This window comes from Kitasatospora atroaurantiaca (genome assembly GCF_007828955.1).
GTDB classification, from domain to species: domain Bacteria; phylum Actinomycetota; class Actinomycetes; order Streptomycetales; family Streptomycetaceae; genus Kitasatospora; species Kitasatospora atroaurantiaca.
The window spans coordinates 1,197,476-1,211,670 of record NZ_VIVR01000001.1 but is presented as its reverse complement, the minus strand read 5'-3'; the positions used below and the strand labels follow the sequence as shown (position 1 = coordinate 1,211,670).

Genomic DNA, 14,195 nt, shown 5'->3' with positions numbered 1-14,195 from the left:
GGTAGTTGGCGGAGCGCGAAAGAACTGTCGTTGGACGTGATGGGCCGACCGCCTGGACGCTCCACCCATGACAACTTCCGCCACCGTCGGCACCGACGAGCGCACAGAGCGTATGCACCGCCTGGTCGGCGAGCTGCGCGAAGTCGTCGGGCGCGGCCTGCCCCCCGACCTGACCGCCTACCTGGCCGGCGAGAAGCTCGCGCCCCACCTGGGCGCCGCCGACCTGCTCACCGACGCCCAGCAGGTGGGCGACCCAGACCGCTACCGCCAGCACATCGTGCACGCCGAGGCGGACGGCAGCTTCTCCCTCGTCGCCCTGGTCTGGCTGCCCGGGCAGCGGACGGCCATCCACGACCACGTCTCCTGGTGCGCGACCGGCGTCCACCTCGGCCAGGAGAGCGAATGCCGCTACCGGCTGATCTCCGACGGCCGCACCGCCCGCCTGGTCGCCACCGAGGACGTGCTCAACCGGCAGGGCGTGGTCTGCGGCTTCGCCCCGCCCGGCGACATCCACCGGGTGCAGAACTCCGGCACGACCACCGCGATCTCCCTCCACGTCTACGGCGCGGACATCGCCCGGCTCGGCAGCAGCGTCCGCCGGGTCTACCAGCTCCCCGCCGACGAGCGGTGACCGCGCCGTGGCACTGACCCTCCGGACCGTGGCCCGCCCGGTCGCCCCCGCCGCCGTCCGACGGAACGGCCCCGGGCTGGCCCTGGCCGCCCTGGGCGTCGCAGCCGCCTGGACCGTCCACGCGGTGCTGCCGGCCGTCCCCCGGCTCACCGCCGCCGTGGTGCTCGGGGTGGCGGTCGCGCACCTGCCGGGGCTGCGCCCGCTGGTCCGCGGCGCGGCCCGCCCGGGGCTCTCGCTGGCCGGCAAGCGGCTGATGCGGGCCGGCATCGTGCTGCTCGGCCTCAAACTCAGCCTGAGCGACGTGCTCGGGCTCGGCTGGGCCACGGTGGCGATGGTGCTCGCCGTCGTCGCGGCGACCTTTTTCGGCACCTGCTGGCTGGGTCGGCGCCTCGGCCTGCGCGGTGACCAGCCGCTGCTGGTGGCCACCGGCTACTCGATCTGCGGCGCCTCGGCGATCGGCGCGGTCAGCCAGGCCGCCGGCAGCGACGAGGAGGACGTCGCGACCTCGGTCGCCCTGGTGACGCTCTGCGGCACCCTCGCGATCGCCGTACTTCCGCTGCTGCAGCACCCGTTGGGGCTCGGGGGTGCGGAGTTCGGGCGCTGGGTCGGGGCAAGTGTGCACGACGTCGGGCAGGTGGTCGCCACCGCGCAGAGCGGCGGGGCGGACGCCCTGCGCGAAGCCGTCCTGGTCAAGCTGATGCGGGTCATGCTGCTGGCGCCGCTGGTCGCCGGGGTGGCGCTGGCAGTCGCCCGGCGTAAGGGCCCGTCGGGCGGAAAGGCCGGCCGGCCGCCGCTGGTGCCGCTCTTCGTGCTCGGCTTCCTCGCGATGATCGCGCTGCGCACCTGCGCCACCGTCCCGGACGGGCTGCTCACCCTGGCGCAGACCGGTCAGGAACTCCTGCTGGCGGCAGCGCTGTTCGGCCTGGGCAGCGCCGTCCACCTCCCCTCGCTGGCCCGTACGGGGGGCAGGGTCGCTGCGCTCGGGCTGGCCTCCTGGGTGGTGGTGGCCGGGGTCTCGTACGCGGGAGTGCTGCTGACCACCTGAGCAGTCGGCTGACGGTGCGTCCGGCTGGGTTAAAGTCGGATCGGGTACGATCACCGACAGCTCGAAGGACCGCCATGCCTGTACTCCCCGACCGGGACGGACTGGACGCCCCCGTCACGCTCGACCGGCGCGAGGGGCCGTACGGCGAGGTGGTGTTGAGGCAGCGCGGCGGGCATTTCGAGATCATCGCCAACGGCTGCTTCCTGATGGACACCGCCGACGGCCGCTCCGAGCGGCTGCTGATGCAGGCGGCCCTGGACGAACTCACGGTGGACCGCCCGTCCGTGCTGATCGGCGGCCTGGGGGTGGGCTTCTCGCTCGCGTACGCCGCCGCCGAGCCGCGCTGGGGCCGGATCGCGGTGGCCGAGCGCGAGGGCGCGATCATCGACTGGCACCGGACGGGACCGCTGGCCGCCTTCTCGCAGCATGCTCTGGACGACCCCCGGGTGGCGGTGCTGCACACCGATCTGGTCGCGTACCTGGCCGGCGACGGCGAGACGTACGACGCGCTCTGCCTCGACATCGACAACGGCCCGGACTGGACGGTCACCGACTCCAACGCCGGCCTCTACGGGACGGACGGGCTCGCCGCCGCCCGGCGACGGCTCGCACCCGGCGGGGTGCTGGCGGTGTGGAGCGCCCAGCCGTCCGCCGCCTTCGAGAAGGCGCTGCGGACGGCCGGCTTCCGGGACGTGCACACGCTGGAGATCCCGGTGCGGCGCGGCGTGCCGGATGTGGTGCACCTGGCACGCCGCGCCTGAGGGCTTGGACCGACCGGTCTTACTTCAGCCCGTTGTCCACCGCGGCCATCAGCTCGCCGCTCGCCGTGTCACCGTCGAAGGACCAGACCATCGCCCCGGCCAGCCCCTGGGACTTGATCCAGGCCGTCTTGCGGGCGATCTCGGTCGGGTCGTCGTAGGTGTAGAAGACCGAGCCGTTGTAGATGTACGCGAAGCCGGCCGTGGTGTCCCGATAGATGGTGTAACCACCGGTCGTGGCAAGGTCCTTGAGCTTGTGGTAGTCCTCGTACCCGGCCTCGTAGGTGCCGGGCGCGGGGCCGGTGCCGTTCTGGAACAGGCCATGCGTGCTGCCCGCCGGGACACCCGTCCAGCCGCGCCCGTAGAACGGGATGCCGAGCGTCAGCTTGCTCTTCGGGGCGCCGCCCGTCAGATAGGCGTTGATGGCGATCTCGGAGCTGAACTTGAAGGTGCTCGGGTCGTTCGCCGGGAGCTTGATGGCCGACTGCTGGTTGGCCATCGTCTCCCAGGCGCCGTGGTAGTCGTAGCCCTGGACGGTGGCGAAGTCGAACTGGCCGAACAGGCCCGGGATGTCGATGCCCGCGGAGATCTTGGCCGGGTCGGCGGGAAGGAAGGCGCTCAGGGTGTAGTGCTTGCCGTTGGTGGCGCCCAGCGCGTCCAGCTGGCGGCGGAACTCCTGGGCCAGCAGGGTGTAGTTGGCCTTGTCGGCGGGCTTGTAGATGTTGCCGAGGTGGCCCTCGGAGTTCGGCCACTCCCAGTCGAGGTCGATGCCGTCGAAGATGCCGGCCGCCGCGCCCGTACCGCCGCGACCGTCGATCACCGGCAGGTTGCCCTTGAGGTAGAGGTCGATGCAGGAGCTGACCAGCGCCTTACGGGAGGCGTCGGTGGCGGCGGCGTCGGAGAACCACTTGCTGTAGGACCAACCGCCCAGCGAGATCTGGATCTTGAGGTTGGGGTACTTGGCCTTGAGCTGCTTGAGCTGGTTGAAGTTGCCCGCCAGCGGCTGGTCCCAGGTGTCGGTGGTACCGGCCACCGAGGTCCCGGCGTCCCAGCCCTTGCCGAAGTCGGCCCAGGCGTCACCGGCGCCGTCACCCGCGTTCGGGTCGGAGTCGTTGCCGGCCGCCTTGTTGGTGATGAAGCACTTCTTGCTGGTCGGGTCGATGTTGGCGAAGGCGTAGTTGAGCGTGGTCAGCCGCCCGGCCGAGCCGGAGGTGTCGAGCTGCTTCACGCTGTACCCGCGGGCGTAGATGCTCCACTGGGTGAAGTAGCCGATCTTCAGACCGGCCGAGGTGCCGCCCCCGGTCTGCGTACGGCCGGCCACCGCGGCGGAGGCGGCGGAGGTGTTCCCGGCCGCGTCCCGGGCCTTGACGGTGAAGCTGTACGAGGTGTCGGCGGCCAGCCCTGAGACCGTCGCCGAGGTGCCGGTGACGGTGGTGGCGAGCGCGGAGCCGTTGTACACGTCGTAGGCCGTGACGCCCACGTTGTCGGTGCTGGCCGCCCAGCTCAGCGAGATGCTGCTGGAGCTCGTGCCGGTCACCGTGGGCGTGCCGGGTACGGTCGGCGCCTGGGTGTCCGGAGTGGTCGGCTGGGTGGTCGCGGAGACCGGACCGGCGGCGGCCGAGCGGTTCCCGGCCGCGTCGAAGGCCTGGACGGTGAAGCTGTACGTGGTCCCCGCGGTGAGCCCGCTGACCGTGGCGCTGGTGCCGGTCACGGTGGCCACCTTGGTGGTGCCCCGGTAGACGTCGTAGCCGGCCACCCCGACGTTGTCGGTGCTGGCCGTCCAGGACAGGCTCGCCGAGGTCTGGGTGGTGCCGGTGACCCTGAGACCGCCGGGCACACTCGGCGCGGTGGTGTCGCTGCCGCCGCCGGATCCGTCGCAGGGCCGGCCGTTCAACTTGCAGTTGAGCAGCGGGGTGTAGGCGCCCGAGTAGGCGATGTTGAAACCGAAGTTGTACGAGGCGCCCGGCGCGATGGTGGTCTGCCAGCTCGGGTTCTTGACCGTCACGTGCGAGGCGGCGGTGGTGTACGTGGCGTTCCAGAGCGAGGCGACGCTGTTGTTCGCCGGGAGGTCGAACTCCAGGGTCCAGCCGTTGATGGTGCTGGTGGTGCCGTTGTTGATGGTGTAGCTGCCGCCGTACCCGGTGCCCCAGTCCTGGTCCTTGGCGAAGGTGGCGGTGGCGCCGGCGGCATGGGCCGTGCCGGCCGGCAGGGCCACCGCGATCAGCGGGGCGATGAGTGCCCCGGCGGCGAGCAGCGGGAGGCTGATCCGACGTCTGCGCATGGTTGAGCTCCTGTCCGGGAGCGTCCGGCCGTCAGTGGGCCGTCGGCTCCTCTACCCGTGGGGAGGTGTCAGGTGCGAAAGGTGCTGCGCACTCCGGCTGTTGGGGCAGCGCGGAGCGCAGGTCCCGGGCCGTCGGGTTGCCGCGGAGGTCCTGTGTCATTGGAGGGTAGGGATACGGCGGTGCGCTGGCAATAGGTCTGGACCACCAATGCCGTGGACCTGACAGTATGTCCTCAGGCCCACGGCACTGACGGTACGTCAGCCAGCGTCCGGAGGAATCCTGGCCGAGCGGGCACGGCGTCCGCACTGCTGGGGCCCGGGCCGGAGTTCGGGGCTGGCGCTCGGCATGGCGCTCGGCATGGCGGTCCTGGGGGCAGCATCGGTGCCGCCGTCTACCGCAGCGAGCTGCCCGGCGTGCCGGACGCTGCCTGCGAGACCCTGGACGGTGCGCTCGCGGTCGCCGGCCACCTGTCCGGCGAGGCGGGATAGGCCCTGGTGCACTCCGCCCGCGCGTCGTTCACCGGATGACCGGAGGATGCCCCCGCTTATGACACCATGACGACACTGCAGATAGCGGAGGATGCCGGGCGCGCCCGGTACACCTACCGGCTGCGCATGTCGTCCACCGCGCTTGCCGCGCTTGAGGGCGAGTGGGGACGCTGCCGGTGGGTCTGGAACGAATGCGTGGCCAAGTCCCGGCAGACCCACATCTGGAACCGCAACCGGCCCGACGGCGCGGACAAGCGGACATGCGGTCCGGCGCAGCTCGACAAGATGCTGACCGAGGCCCGAGCCGCGATGGGGTGGCTGCGCGAGGGCAGCTCGGTGCCGCAGCAGCAGATCATCCGGGACTTCGCCAGGTCCCGCGCGAAGGCGCAGAAGGACATCAAGGCGAAGCTGCCGGTTCGGCAGCGGGCCGGGATGCCGAAGCCGAAGAAGAAGCGCGAGGCGCTTCCGAGCCTGAACTTCACCCGGCGGGGTTTTCGGATCAAGGACGGCCGTCTTCATCTGGCGGGCGGCGTCGTGCTGGTGGTGGTGTGGTCGCGGGACCTTCCCGCCGACCCGTCCAGCGTGCGCGTCTACCAGGACAGCGTCGGACACTGGTACGCCAGCTTCGTTGTTCCCGCCACCACCGAGCCGCTGCCCGCCACGGGCCGTGTGATCGGCATCGACTGGGGGGTGAAGGAGACCGCGACCACCACCAGCGACCTGCACGACCTCCCCCACGCCGAACACGGCAGGAAGGCACAGGCGAAGCTGACCCGGTACGACCGGATGATGGCCCGGCGCAAACCCGCCGAGGGCCGGCCCGGATCGAAGGGATACAAGCACGCCAAGCGCCGGCGCGCGAAGCTGCACAAGAAGGTCGCCAACCAGCGCCGGGACACCGGACGCAAGTGGGCCAAAGCCGTCGTCCGCGACCACGACGCAATCGCCGTCGAGGACTTCAAGCCGAAGTTCCTCGCCAAGTCCACCATGGCCAAGAAGGCTGCTGACGCCGCCATCGGCGCAACCAGGACGGCCCTGATCGAGATGGGCCGCAAGCACCACCGGACCGTGCACCTGGTCCACCCCGCGCACACCACGATGGACTGCGCGCACTGCGGAGCGAGAGCCAAGCACGCACTGCCGCCGGGAATGCGCACCTACACCTGCACCGCGTGCGGAGTCTCCTCCCCAAGGGACAAGAACTCCGCACACGTGATGCTTATCAGGGCTGGTCTGTGCCCTGCTGGCGTTGATCGTGGAAGACCCGCCGCAGCGTAGCTGCGGAAGGCATCGTGAGTCAGAAATCCCACGGCGAGAAGCTGGACCCCCCGGCTTCAGCCCGGGGAGCAGTCAACAGCGGGATGCACGGAGCGGCCGTGGCCGCCGCCGTGGTGATGGCGGCCGCCGCCCTCACCGCCGCGGCGATGTCGCTCTACCGGCATGTGCCCGGCAAGGAGGACCTGTTGACGCTGATGATGGACGAGGCCCTACGGTACGAACCGCTGCCCGCGCTGCCTCCGGGCTGGCGGGCCGGGCTGGAGAGCGTGGCCCGTCTGCAGTGGGACGCCTACCGGAAACACCCCTGGCTGGCCGAGGTGATGTCCTTCACCCGACCGGTGGCGACCCCGCACGCGGCACGCCACACCGAGCGGGCGATGAGCGCGGTGGACGGGCTGGGGCTGCCGCTGCCCGAGGTCGTGCGGATCGCCGTCGTGCTGGCGGCCTTCGTCCGGGGGCTGGCGGTGAACTTCGAGGCCGAGGCCGAGGCGGAACTGGAGAGCGGGCTGACGGCGGATCAGTGGATGGAGGCCCACGGGGACACGGCGCTCAGCGCGGTCACCCAGACCGACGAGTTCCCGATGTTCCAGCGCCTGGCCGGCCTGCCCGAGATCGATCTCAGCCTGGACACCCTCTTCGAGTTCGGCCTGCAGCGCCTGCTCGACGGCGTCGGCGAGTTCATCGCCGAACGCACGGCGGCCGGGGGGCAGTAGCTGCCACCCGGCCGCCGGAGCCGAAACCGGAACTCAGCCGAAGGGGTTGTGCGCCGGAGGCTCCGGTGCGGCCGGGGCCGCCGGAGCAGCGGGAGCGGCCGGAGCGGACAAAGCGGCGAAGGGGTTGAAGTCCGGCGGCGGGATGCGGACCGGGGTGCCCTTGCCGGGCGCGGCCTCCTCGGCGTCGGCCGCAGCCTCAGCCGGAGGAGCGGGCGGCGCGAAGGGGTTGAAGTCCGGCGGCGGTACGCGCACGGGCGTGCCCTTGCCCGGCCCCGGGGGCGCCGCGGGTGCGGCCGGCGCGGGCACCGAAGGCGCGAAGGTGGGGGCCGCCACGGTCGGTGCCGCCGGTGCCGACGAGCCCGTGGTCACCGTGCCGAACGGATCCAGCGGCTGGTTGTTCGTCACCGTGCCGAACGGGTCCACGGCCTGGGGCTGGGGAACCGGTGCGGCGGCCACCGGGGCCGGAGCGGCGGCGGCAGGAACAGCCGAGGTGGTCGAGGCCGCGAAGGGGTTGAAGTCCGGTGGCGGTACGCGCACCGGCGTGCCCTTGCCGGGAGCGCCCTCCTCGCCTGCGGCCGGCGCCTGGGCCGGGGGAGCGGGCGGCGCGAAGGGGTTGAAGTCCGCCGGAGGCACCCGGACCGGCGTGCCCTTCAGCGGCGGCTGCTCGGCCACGGCAGGCGTCGGCGGCACGGCCGGAGGGAACGACGGCACGGGCGGCGCGGCCACCGGCTGCGCCGGGACCTCCGCCTGGGCCGAGGGCTGAGCGAAGGGCTCGGCGTACGGCTCGGCCGTCGGCTCGGCCGTCGGCTCGGGGTACGGCTCCACGTACGGCTCGGCCTGGACCTGCGAGGCGGGCTGGGCGGCGACCACGCCGTCCCACCCCAGCTGCACGCTCTTCAGGGTCTCGGCGAACGCGGCCGCGTACAGCTCCCAGTCCTCCGACTGGACCGTGCCGAGCTGAACGGTCAGCACCGAGACGCCGTCCGGCAGCGGGAGGAAGGCCTCCGCCACCGAGCTCACCGCCCACTGCTGCTGCCCGTCGCGCGTCAGGGAGGCCGGCACCGGCGCCGTCCTGGACTCGACCAGCACCGCGGCCGGGCCGGCCGGGAGCAGCACCGTCCAGACCTCCGCGTGCGGCCGGGCGTCCGCCAACTGGGTTGCCAGCTCGCCGACCTGGCCGGGGCGGCGGGTCAGCGAGACGACCAGCGAGGCGTGGCTCGGCCGGCCGTCGACCCGCAGCGCGGCGATACCGGCGAAGACCGCGTTGGCCGAGCGGAGCGGCTGCGCCAGCGCGGCGGTGAGCACGGCCCACTCCTTGCGGGCGACGCTGTCACCACCGGCGAAGAGCTCCTCGGTCACCTCGGCCAGCTGCGCGGCCCGAGCGCTGCTGTTGCCCCGAGGGGCCAGCGGGTGGAAGACCGACGGAACCACCAGCCGGACCTCGACGCCCGCACCCGTCGACAGCTCCTCGGGAGCGGCGATCTCCCGCTCCGAGGCCAACTCGGCCAGCACGGCAGGGAAGGGCGGGCGCAACTTGTCGTCGGAGCTCTCCGCCGTGACGGGAAGCTGGAACTGCTCGGCCGAGAGGCCGTCAGCAGAGGCGAACACGCCGCGCACCGCGCCGCCGCCGTACCGGGCCAGCAACTCCGCGGCGGCACCGGTGTCGGGCTGGGCCGGACGGGCCGTACTGCCCTCGACGACCGTACCGAGACCGCGGACCGTCAGCAGGCCGGGCCCGCCGCGGCTGAGCCGCAGACCGAAGAGTGCGGCGGCCGAGGGGTGGGCGGTGCGGCGGAAATTGGTCAGGGAGGCGGCCGGGTAGTGCGTTGCCCGCTCGGCGAGCAGCGTCTCGGCCAGCACGTCAAGCGTGGCCCCGATCCGCTCCGCGCTCGCGAAGCCGTCCTGAGTCATGGTGCTGAGCCCCCCTCGCTCTCGAGCAGAAATTCCGTCCACTTTCTATCAGAAACCGCTGACACTCCGGCACACGGCCGTCCTTCGGAGTACGGGCCAACCACAGGGGCGCGGGAACTGCGCGACCAGCCCTCTACGTCGCTGCACGGTTGCGCGCGCAGTTCTCCCCCAGCCTTCGGCCGGGAGGTGCCCCCACGCGCCCCTGCTGTGGTTGCCCTGAGCTGATTGGTCCTACGCCGTGGCCAGGCGCCCCAGGGTGTCCGCCAGGCCGGGGACCGTGAGGAGGCCGGTCAGCTCGCGGACCAGGCGGCCGGTGGGACCGTCGGGCTGCTCCGCCGCGAAGAAGCCCGCCAGCTCGGCCGCCAGCGCCGGCTCGCGGGCGGCGGTCAGCGTCAGGGCCGCCACGAACTCCTGGACCAGCTGCAGCTGGAGCTCCTCACTCGGCACGGCCCGCTCGCCGAGCCACTCCAGCGAGGTGATCTCGGCGTTGGCGATCCAGGCCCGGACGGTGCGCCGCAGGCCCGCGCTCGGCTCCGCGATCGCCAGGTGCGACAGGATCTGGTCGTGCGCGGCCCGCCGCACCTCGTCGATCACCGCATTCGTCCCCGGGCTGGCCGCCACCGATCCGCCGCGCAGCAGGGCGGCGAAGCCCGGCCCATGGCTGTTGACGAAGTCCAGGTACCGCCCCATCACCCGGTACAGCCGCTCCGACAGCGGCCCCTCGGCCGGCTCCTCGAAGCGCCCCGCCAGCTCCTGCCCGGCGCGCCGCAGCGACTCCTCGTAGAGCGCCTGCTTTCCCGGGAAGTAGTGGTACACCAGGGGCCGGGAGGCCCCGGCCGCCGCTGCGATGTCGTCGATCGACACCTCCTCCGGCGGATGCTTGCTGAACAGCTCCAGTGCGACCGCGATCAGCTGCTCCCGCCGCTCGTCGACACTCAGCCTGCGCCGCGGCGTCCGCTCTGCAGCGGGCCGCTCGTCCTCGGACCGATCCGCCACCGGCGGTGTACGGGAAGCCATGGCGCTCACCCTATCCGGCTCCCGCCCCGGCACCCGGGCCGGGCGGAGGACGCCGGGACGAGGACGGCGAAGATGACGAAACTCTGACGTACGAGCCTCCGGCCTGGCCCCGGAGCCGCTGACCTGGTCGAATCGGTGTGTGACTGAATCCACCGGAGCACCGGTCGGGCGGCGGGTGGTCCTCGGCATGCTCGGGCTCGGGGTCGCCGGCGCGGCGGCCGGGCCCTATCTGCAGCGGGCCGTCGAGAGCGTGACCAGCAAGGACCCGACGGGGCTGAGCGACCTGCTGCCCGGTGGCGGCGGCTTCCGCTACTACTCCGTGGTCGGCTCGGTGCCGACCCGGACGGCCGCCGACTACACGCTCACCGTCGACGGCCTGGTGGACCGCCCGGCCACCTACCGGCTGGCCGATCTGCAGGCGATGCCGCAGCGCCGGATCGTGCACGACGTGCAGTGCGTCACCGGCTGGCGGGTGCCCGGCACGCCCTTCGAGGGCGTCCGGCTGGCCGACCTGCTCGACCAGGTGGGCGTCCGGCCGGGGGCCACCGCCGTCCGGTTCAGCTGCTTCGACGGGACGTACACCGAGAGCCTGACCCTCGATCAGGCCCGCCGGGACGACGTGCTGGTCTGCCTGCGAATGCAGGACAGGCCGGTGAGCCACGAGCACGGCGGCCCGGTGCGGCTCTACGTCGCGCCGATGTACTTCTACAAGTCCGCGAAGTGGCTCTCGGGCATCACCCTCACCCCCACCGTCCAACCCGGCTACTGGGAGCACTACGGCTATGACGTCGACGCCTGGGTCGGCCGCTCCAACGGGCGCGACGATGCCCCGACCGGCTGACTCCCCGGGGCTGGTGCCCCGGTTCACCCGCGCCGAGCGCTGGGTCCACCGGGCCACCGCCACCCTGATGCTCGTCTGTCTGGCGACCGCCCTCGCCCTGTACTACCCGCCGGTCTCGCAGCTGGTCGGCCGCCGCCGGCTCGTGGTGGTCGTGCACGAGTGGTGCGGCCTGGCCCTGCCGGTGCCGCTGCTGCTCGGACTGGCCTCCCGCGCGCTGCGCGCCGACCTGTCCCGGCTGAACCGCTTCGCCCCGTACGACCGGGCCTGGCTGCGCGCCGTACGCCACCGCTCGTTCCATCGCCGCTCGGGCAAGTTCAACGCCGGGCAGAAGCTGTACGCGGCGTGGACGGCCGGCGCGGTGCTGGTGATGCTCGGCAGCGGGCTGCTGATGTGGTTCACCAATGTCGCCCCGCTGGTCTGGCGCACCGGCGCCACCTTCGTCCACGACTGGCTGACGCTCGCACTGGCCGTGGTGATCGCCGGACACCTCTACCTGGCTGCCAGGGACCCGGAGGCCAGGCGCGGCATGCGCACCGGCAGCGTGGACGAGCTCTGGGCGGTCCGCGAGCACCCCGACTGGGACCCCGCGGCAGAGGCTCAGGCCGACCGGAACTCCAGGTAGCGCCGGTAGGCTTCGCGGCCGTCCGGGACGAACTCCCACTCCGCCAGCCGCTGCCCGAGCTCCTCCTCGGTCAGCCAGCCGTGCCAGGCGACCTCCTCGACCTGGGGCGAGACCGGGCCGTCCCAGACCGCCTCGTACATGTCGCACCACCAGGAGAGCGGGCCCTTCTCGAAGAGGAACTTGAACAGCGGGCGCGGCTCGATGCCGCTGACCCCGAGTTCCTCCTCGGCCTCCCGCACGGCGGCGCTCGCATAGGTCTCCCCGGCGCCGACCACGCCGCCGACGAAGCAGTCGTAGGCGCCCGGTGCGAAGAGCTTGGTGTCCGTCCGCCGGTGGGTGAAGACCCGGCCCTGCGGGTCGCGGACCAGGATGAAGACGCAACGGTGCGTCAGCCCCTGCCGGTACACCTCGCCGCGCGGGGCCGTCCCGATGACCCGGTCCTGCGCGTCCACCACGTCCAGCAGCTCTTCAGCGGGGTTCGTCATGCGGCACACGGTACCGACTCGGCGCCCGCCGGACGGTCCGACTATCGTTCGAACCGGAGACGTACGAGCACGAAGGCGGCACGCAGTGGTGGAGATCTGGGGCGAGGCGGCGGAGGGCTTCGAGCCCGTACGGGAGGCTTTCGCGCAGAACTTCCGCGACTACGGCGAGCTCGGCGCGGCCTTCGCGCTCTACCTGGACGGCCGCAAGGTGGTCGACCTCTGGGGCGGCGACGCCAGCCCCGAGGTCGGTGGGCGGCCCGCTCCGGCCGTCGCCTGGACGGCGGACACCGCGCAGGTGCTTCGCTCGGTCACCAAGGGCCTGACGGCGGCCGCCGCACTGCACCTCGTCCAGCAGGGGCGGCTGGACCTCGACGCGCCGGTGGCCTCGTACTGGCCCGAGTTCAAGGCGGCCGGCAAGGAGCGGGTGCCCGTCCGCTGGCTGCTCTCCCACCAGGCGGGGCTGCCCGCGCTGGACGTGCCGCTGCGGGTCGAGGACGTGATCGCCTGGGAGCCCGCCACGGCCGCCGTCGCCGCACAGGCCCCGGCCTGGGAGCCGGGCACCGCGCACGGTTACCACCCGTACACCTTCGGCTGGCTGGTCGGTGAGGTGGTCCGCCGCGCGAGCGGGCGCAGCGTGGGCCAGTACTTCGCCGAGGAGATCGCCCGCCCGCTCGGCCTCGACCTGTGGATCGGCCTGCCGGCCGCCGCCCGGCCCAGGGTGGGCCGGCTGGTCGACCTGCCCGCGCCCGAGGCCGCCCACGCGGGCCCGAGCGGCCTGAAGGTCCGGCCCAAGCAGGCCGTGGTGAACGCCTATCAGGATCCGTACTCGCTGACGGCCCGTGCGTTCGCCTCGGTGCGCCCGGCCGTGGACCTCAACGACCCGGCCGTGCAGGCCGTCGAGATCCCCGGCGCGGGCGGCATCGGCACCGCTCGCTCGGTCGCCCGCTTCTACGCGGCGCTGATCGGGGCGGCCGACCGGCACGGCGGCGCCCCCGGTGAGCTGATGCCGGCGCTGTTCGGCCCGGAGCTGCTCCACGAGGCGATCGGGCCGGCCGTCAGCGGCCCGGACAAGGTGCTGATCATCAACACCTCGTTCGGACTGGGCTTCTTCCGGCACGGCCCGACCTCGCCGATGTCCTCACCGGCGGCCTTCGGCCACCCGGGACGTGGCGGTTCCCTGGGCTTCGCCGACCCCGAGCTGGGGATCGGCTTCGGGTACGTCACCAACGGCATGCAGCCGGGCGTGACGGGCGACATCCGCTCGCGGACCCTGATCGCCGCCGTCCGCAAGTGCCTGGCCTGAGCCGCCGCGCAGACGCCCACCCCTTGACGCCCAGGCCGTGGTCGCGCAGCCACTCCAGCTGACGCCGCTCCTGCGAGGCCTGGCCGCCGCCGTGGTCGGCGAACTCCCAGACCTCGATCTCCCGCTCCCCGCCGTACCGGTTGTACGAGGCGAACACGGTGGACGGCGGGCAGACCGGGTCCATCAGTCCGACGCTGAACAGCGCCGGAGCGCTCGCCCGCGAGGCCAGGTGGACACCGTCGAAGTAGGAGAGCGTACGGAAGGTCTGCGCGACCTTGTCCCGGCTGTGCCGGCGCAGGTAGTCGGTGATCTCCGGGTACGGGCCGGAGCCGGCGACCTCGACCGCCCGCCGGAAGTGCTGCAGGAACGGCACGTCGATCATGGCACCCGCCACCAGGCCGTCGGCCAGCGCGGCGGCGGCCAGCGCGACCCCGCCGCCCTGGCTGGCGCCGCTGACGACGACCCGGTCGGCGTCCACGACGTCCAGTCCGCGCACGGCGTCCACGGCTCGGACGGCGTCGGTGTACAGCCGCCGGGAGTGTTCCGACGAGGCGTCAGATCAGGCCGCGCCGCGCCGCCCAGACCGCCGCCTGCAGCGGGGTCCGGACGCCGATCCGGTCGCAGAGCACCCGGATCCGGCGGCGCAGCGTCCGGCTGGAGGTGGCGAGCCGGCGGGCGATGGCGTCCAGCGGCAGGCCCTCCGCGAGGAGCAGCAGCAGCTGGTGCTCCTCCGGCGCGAGCAGTCCGGCCGCGTGCCGGTGCGGCGCGGGGGGAGCGGTTCGGGTCCGGTTGACCGTTGCGATGGGATGCATGGTGGCCTC

General features: G+C 72.8%; 14 protein-coding genes. 8 read left to right on the top strand and 6 right to left on the bottom strand.

Annotated features, from left to right (window positions below; genetic code table 11):
* The first annotated feature begins 67 nt into the window (after nt 1-67).
* The 3 genes from FB465_RS05515 to FB465_RS05505 all read left to right on the top strand — a co-directional run bounded on the left by FB465_RS05515 (nt 68) and on the right by FB465_RS05505 (nt 2,437).
* Nucleotides 68-631: a cysteine dioxygenase family protein gene (locus FB465_RS05515; protein WP_145788109.1), complete on the top strand. Its 564-nt coding sequence runs from the start codon at nt 68-70 to the stop codon at nt 629-631.
* Between the two features lie 13 nt (nt 632-644).
* Nucleotides 645-1,676 carry a YeiH family protein gene (locus FB465_RS05510; RefSeq protein ID WP_246193137.1) on the top strand — a complete coding sequence of 344 codons (1,032 nt, stop codon included), beginning with the start codon at nt 645-647 and terminating at the stop codon, nt 1,674-1,676.
* A 74-nt stretch (nt 1,677-1,750) separates the two neighbouring features.
* Nucleotides 1,751-2,437: a spermidine synthase family protein gene (locus FB465_RS05505; RefSeq protein WP_145788107.1), complete on the top strand. Its 687-nt coding sequence runs from the start codon at nt 1,751-1,753 to the stop codon at nt 2,435-2,437.
* Between the two features lie 19 nt (nt 2,438-2,456).
* On the opposite strand, the gene FB465_RS05500 is transcribed toward FB465_RS05505, so the two are convergent.
* Nucleotides 2,457-4,715: a glycosyl hydrolase family 18 protein gene (locus FB465_RS05500; protein WP_145788105.1), complete on the bottom strand. Its 2,259-nt coding sequence runs from the start codon at nt 4,713-4,715 to the stop codon at nt 2,457-2,459.
* Nucleotides 4,716-5,270: 555 nt separating this feature from the next.
* On the opposite strand from FB465_RS05500, the gene FB465_RS05495 reads away from it, so the two are divergent.
* Nucleotides 5,271-6,482, top strand: coding sequence for an RNA-guided endonuclease InsQ/TnpB family protein (locus FB465_RS05495; RefSeq protein ID WP_145788103.1), 1,212 nt, complete (start codon nt 5,271-5,273; stop codon nt 6,480-6,482).
* Nucleotides 6,483-6,496: 14 nt separating this feature from the next.
* Nucleotides 6,497-7,195 carry a TetR/AcrR family transcriptional regulator C-terminal domain-containing protein gene (locus FB465_RS05490; protein ID WP_145788102.1) on the top strand — a complete coding sequence of 233 codons (699 nt, stop codon included), beginning with the start codon at nt 6,497-6,499 and terminating at the stop codon, nt 7,193-7,195.
* Between the two features lie 33 nt (nt 7,196-7,228).
* Here FB465_RS05490 and FB465_RS37415 read toward each other — a convergent pair whose 3' ends face one another.
* Both FB465_RS37415 and FB465_RS05480 read right to left on the bottom strand, forming a co-directional pair.
* Nucleotides 7,229-9,106 carry a hypothetical protein gene (locus tag FB465_RS37415; RefSeq protein ID WP_145788099.1) on the bottom strand — a complete coding sequence of 626 codons (1,878 nt, stop codon included), beginning with the start codon at nt 9,104-9,106 and terminating at the stop codon, nt 7,229-7,231.
* Between the two features lie 231 nt (nt 9,107-9,337).
* Nucleotides 9,338-10,123 (bottom strand): TetR/AcrR family transcriptional regulator, encoded by a 786-nt coding sequence (locus FB465_RS05480; RefSeq protein WP_145788097.1) that lies wholly within the window; start codon nt 10,121-10,123, stop codon nt 9,338-9,340.
* A gap of 187 nt (nt 10,124-10,310) precedes the next feature.
* Here FB465_RS05480 and FB465_RS05475 point away from each other — a divergent pair, with 187 nt between their 5' ends.
* Both FB465_RS05475 and FB465_RS05470 read left to right on the top strand, forming a co-directional pair.
* Entirely contained in the window at nt 10,311-10,964 is a 654-nt protein-coding gene (locus FB465_RS05475) for a molybdopterin-dependent oxidoreductase (RefSeq protein ID WP_145797149.1), read from the top strand.
* On the top strand, nt 10,948-11,586 hold the full coding sequence (locus FB465_RS05470) for a cytochrome b/b6 domain-containing protein (protein ID WP_170290502.1): 639 nt from the start codon (nt 10,948-10,950) through the stop codon (nt 11,584-11,586). The genes FB465_RS05475 and FB465_RS05470 overlap by 17 nt, the downstream gene beginning before the upstream one ends.
* Here FB465_RS05470 and FB465_RS05465 read toward each other — a convergent pair.
* Nucleotides 11,562-12,071, bottom strand: coding sequence for an NUDIX hydrolase (locus FB465_RS05465; protein WP_145788093.1), 510 nt, complete (start codon nt 12,069-12,071; stop codon nt 11,562-11,564). The two genes, FB465_RS05470 and FB465_RS05465, sit on opposite strands and share 25 nt — an antisense overlap.
* Nucleotides 12,072-12,156: 85 nt before the next feature.
* On the opposite strand from FB465_RS05465, the gene FB465_RS05460 reads away from it, so the two are divergent.
* Nucleotides 12,157-13,374 (top strand): serine hydrolase domain-containing protein, encoded by a 1,218-nt coding sequence (locus tag FB465_RS05460; RefSeq protein WP_145788091.1) that lies wholly within the window; start codon nt 12,157-12,159, stop codon nt 13,372-13,374.
* Here FB465_RS05460 and FB465_RS05455 read toward each other — a convergent pair.
* Both FB465_RS05455 and FB465_RS36690 read right to left on the bottom strand, forming a co-directional pair.
* The gene (locus tag FB465_RS05455; RefSeq protein WP_145788089.1) at nt 13,292-13,903 is read right to left on the bottom strand and encodes an acetylxylan esterase; all 612 of its coding nucleotides are present in this window, start codon (nt 13,901-13,903) and stop codon (nt 13,292-13,294) included. The genes FB465_RS05460 and FB465_RS05455 overlap by 83 nt on opposite strands.
* Nucleotides 13,904-13,928: 25 nt before the next feature.
* Nucleotides 13,929-14,186, bottom strand: coding sequence for a DNA-binding response regulator (locus FB465_RS36690; RefSeq protein ID WP_246192520.1), 258 nt, complete (start codon nt 14,184-14,186; stop codon nt 13,929-13,931).
* Nucleotides 14,187-14,195: the final 9 nt, after the last annotated feature.

Excerpts from the sequence above, each read along its gene's own strand:
- FB465_RS05495 (WP_145788103.1), top strand. The coding sequence starts at position 5,271 with ATGACGACACTGCAGATAGCGGAGGATGCCGGGCGCGCCCGGTACACC.
- FB465_RS05465 (WP_145788093.1), bottom strand. The coding sequence starts at position 12,071 with ATGACGAACCCCGCTGAAGAGCTGCTGGACGTGGTGGACGCGCAGGAC.
- FB465_RS05470 (WP_170290502.1), top strand. The coding sequence starts at position 10,948 with ATGCCCCGACCGGCTGACTCCCCGGGGCTGGTGCCCCGGTTCACCCGC.
- FB465_RS05515 (WP_145788109.1), top strand. The coding sequence starts at position 68 with ATGACAACTTCCGCCACCGTCGGCACCGACGAGCGCACAGAGCGTATG.
- FB465_RS05475 (WP_145797149.1), top strand. The coding sequence starts at position 10,311 with ATGCTCGGGCTCGGGGTCGCCGGCGCGGCGGCCGGGCCCTATCTGCAG.
- FB465_RS37415 (WP_145788099.1), bottom strand. The coding sequence starts at position 9,106 with ATGACTCAGGACGGCTTCGCGAGCGCGGAGCGGATCGGGGCCACGCTT.
- FB465_RS05500 (WP_145788105.1), bottom strand. The coding sequence starts at position 4,715 with ATGCGCAGACGTCGGATCAGCCTCCCGCTGCTCGCCGCCGGGGCACTC.
- FB465_RS36690 (WP_246192520.1), bottom strand. The coding sequence starts at position 14,186 with ATGCATCCCATCGCAACGGTCAACCGGACCCGAACCGCTCCCCCCGCG.
- FB465_RS05505 (WP_145788107.1), top strand. The coding sequence starts at position 1,751 with ATGCCTGTACTCCCCGACCGGGACGGACTGGACGCCCCCGTCACGCTC.
- FB465_RS05480 (WP_145788097.1), bottom strand. The coding sequence starts at position 10,123 with ATGGCTTCCCGTACACCGCCGGTGGCGGATCGGTCCGAGGACGAGCGG.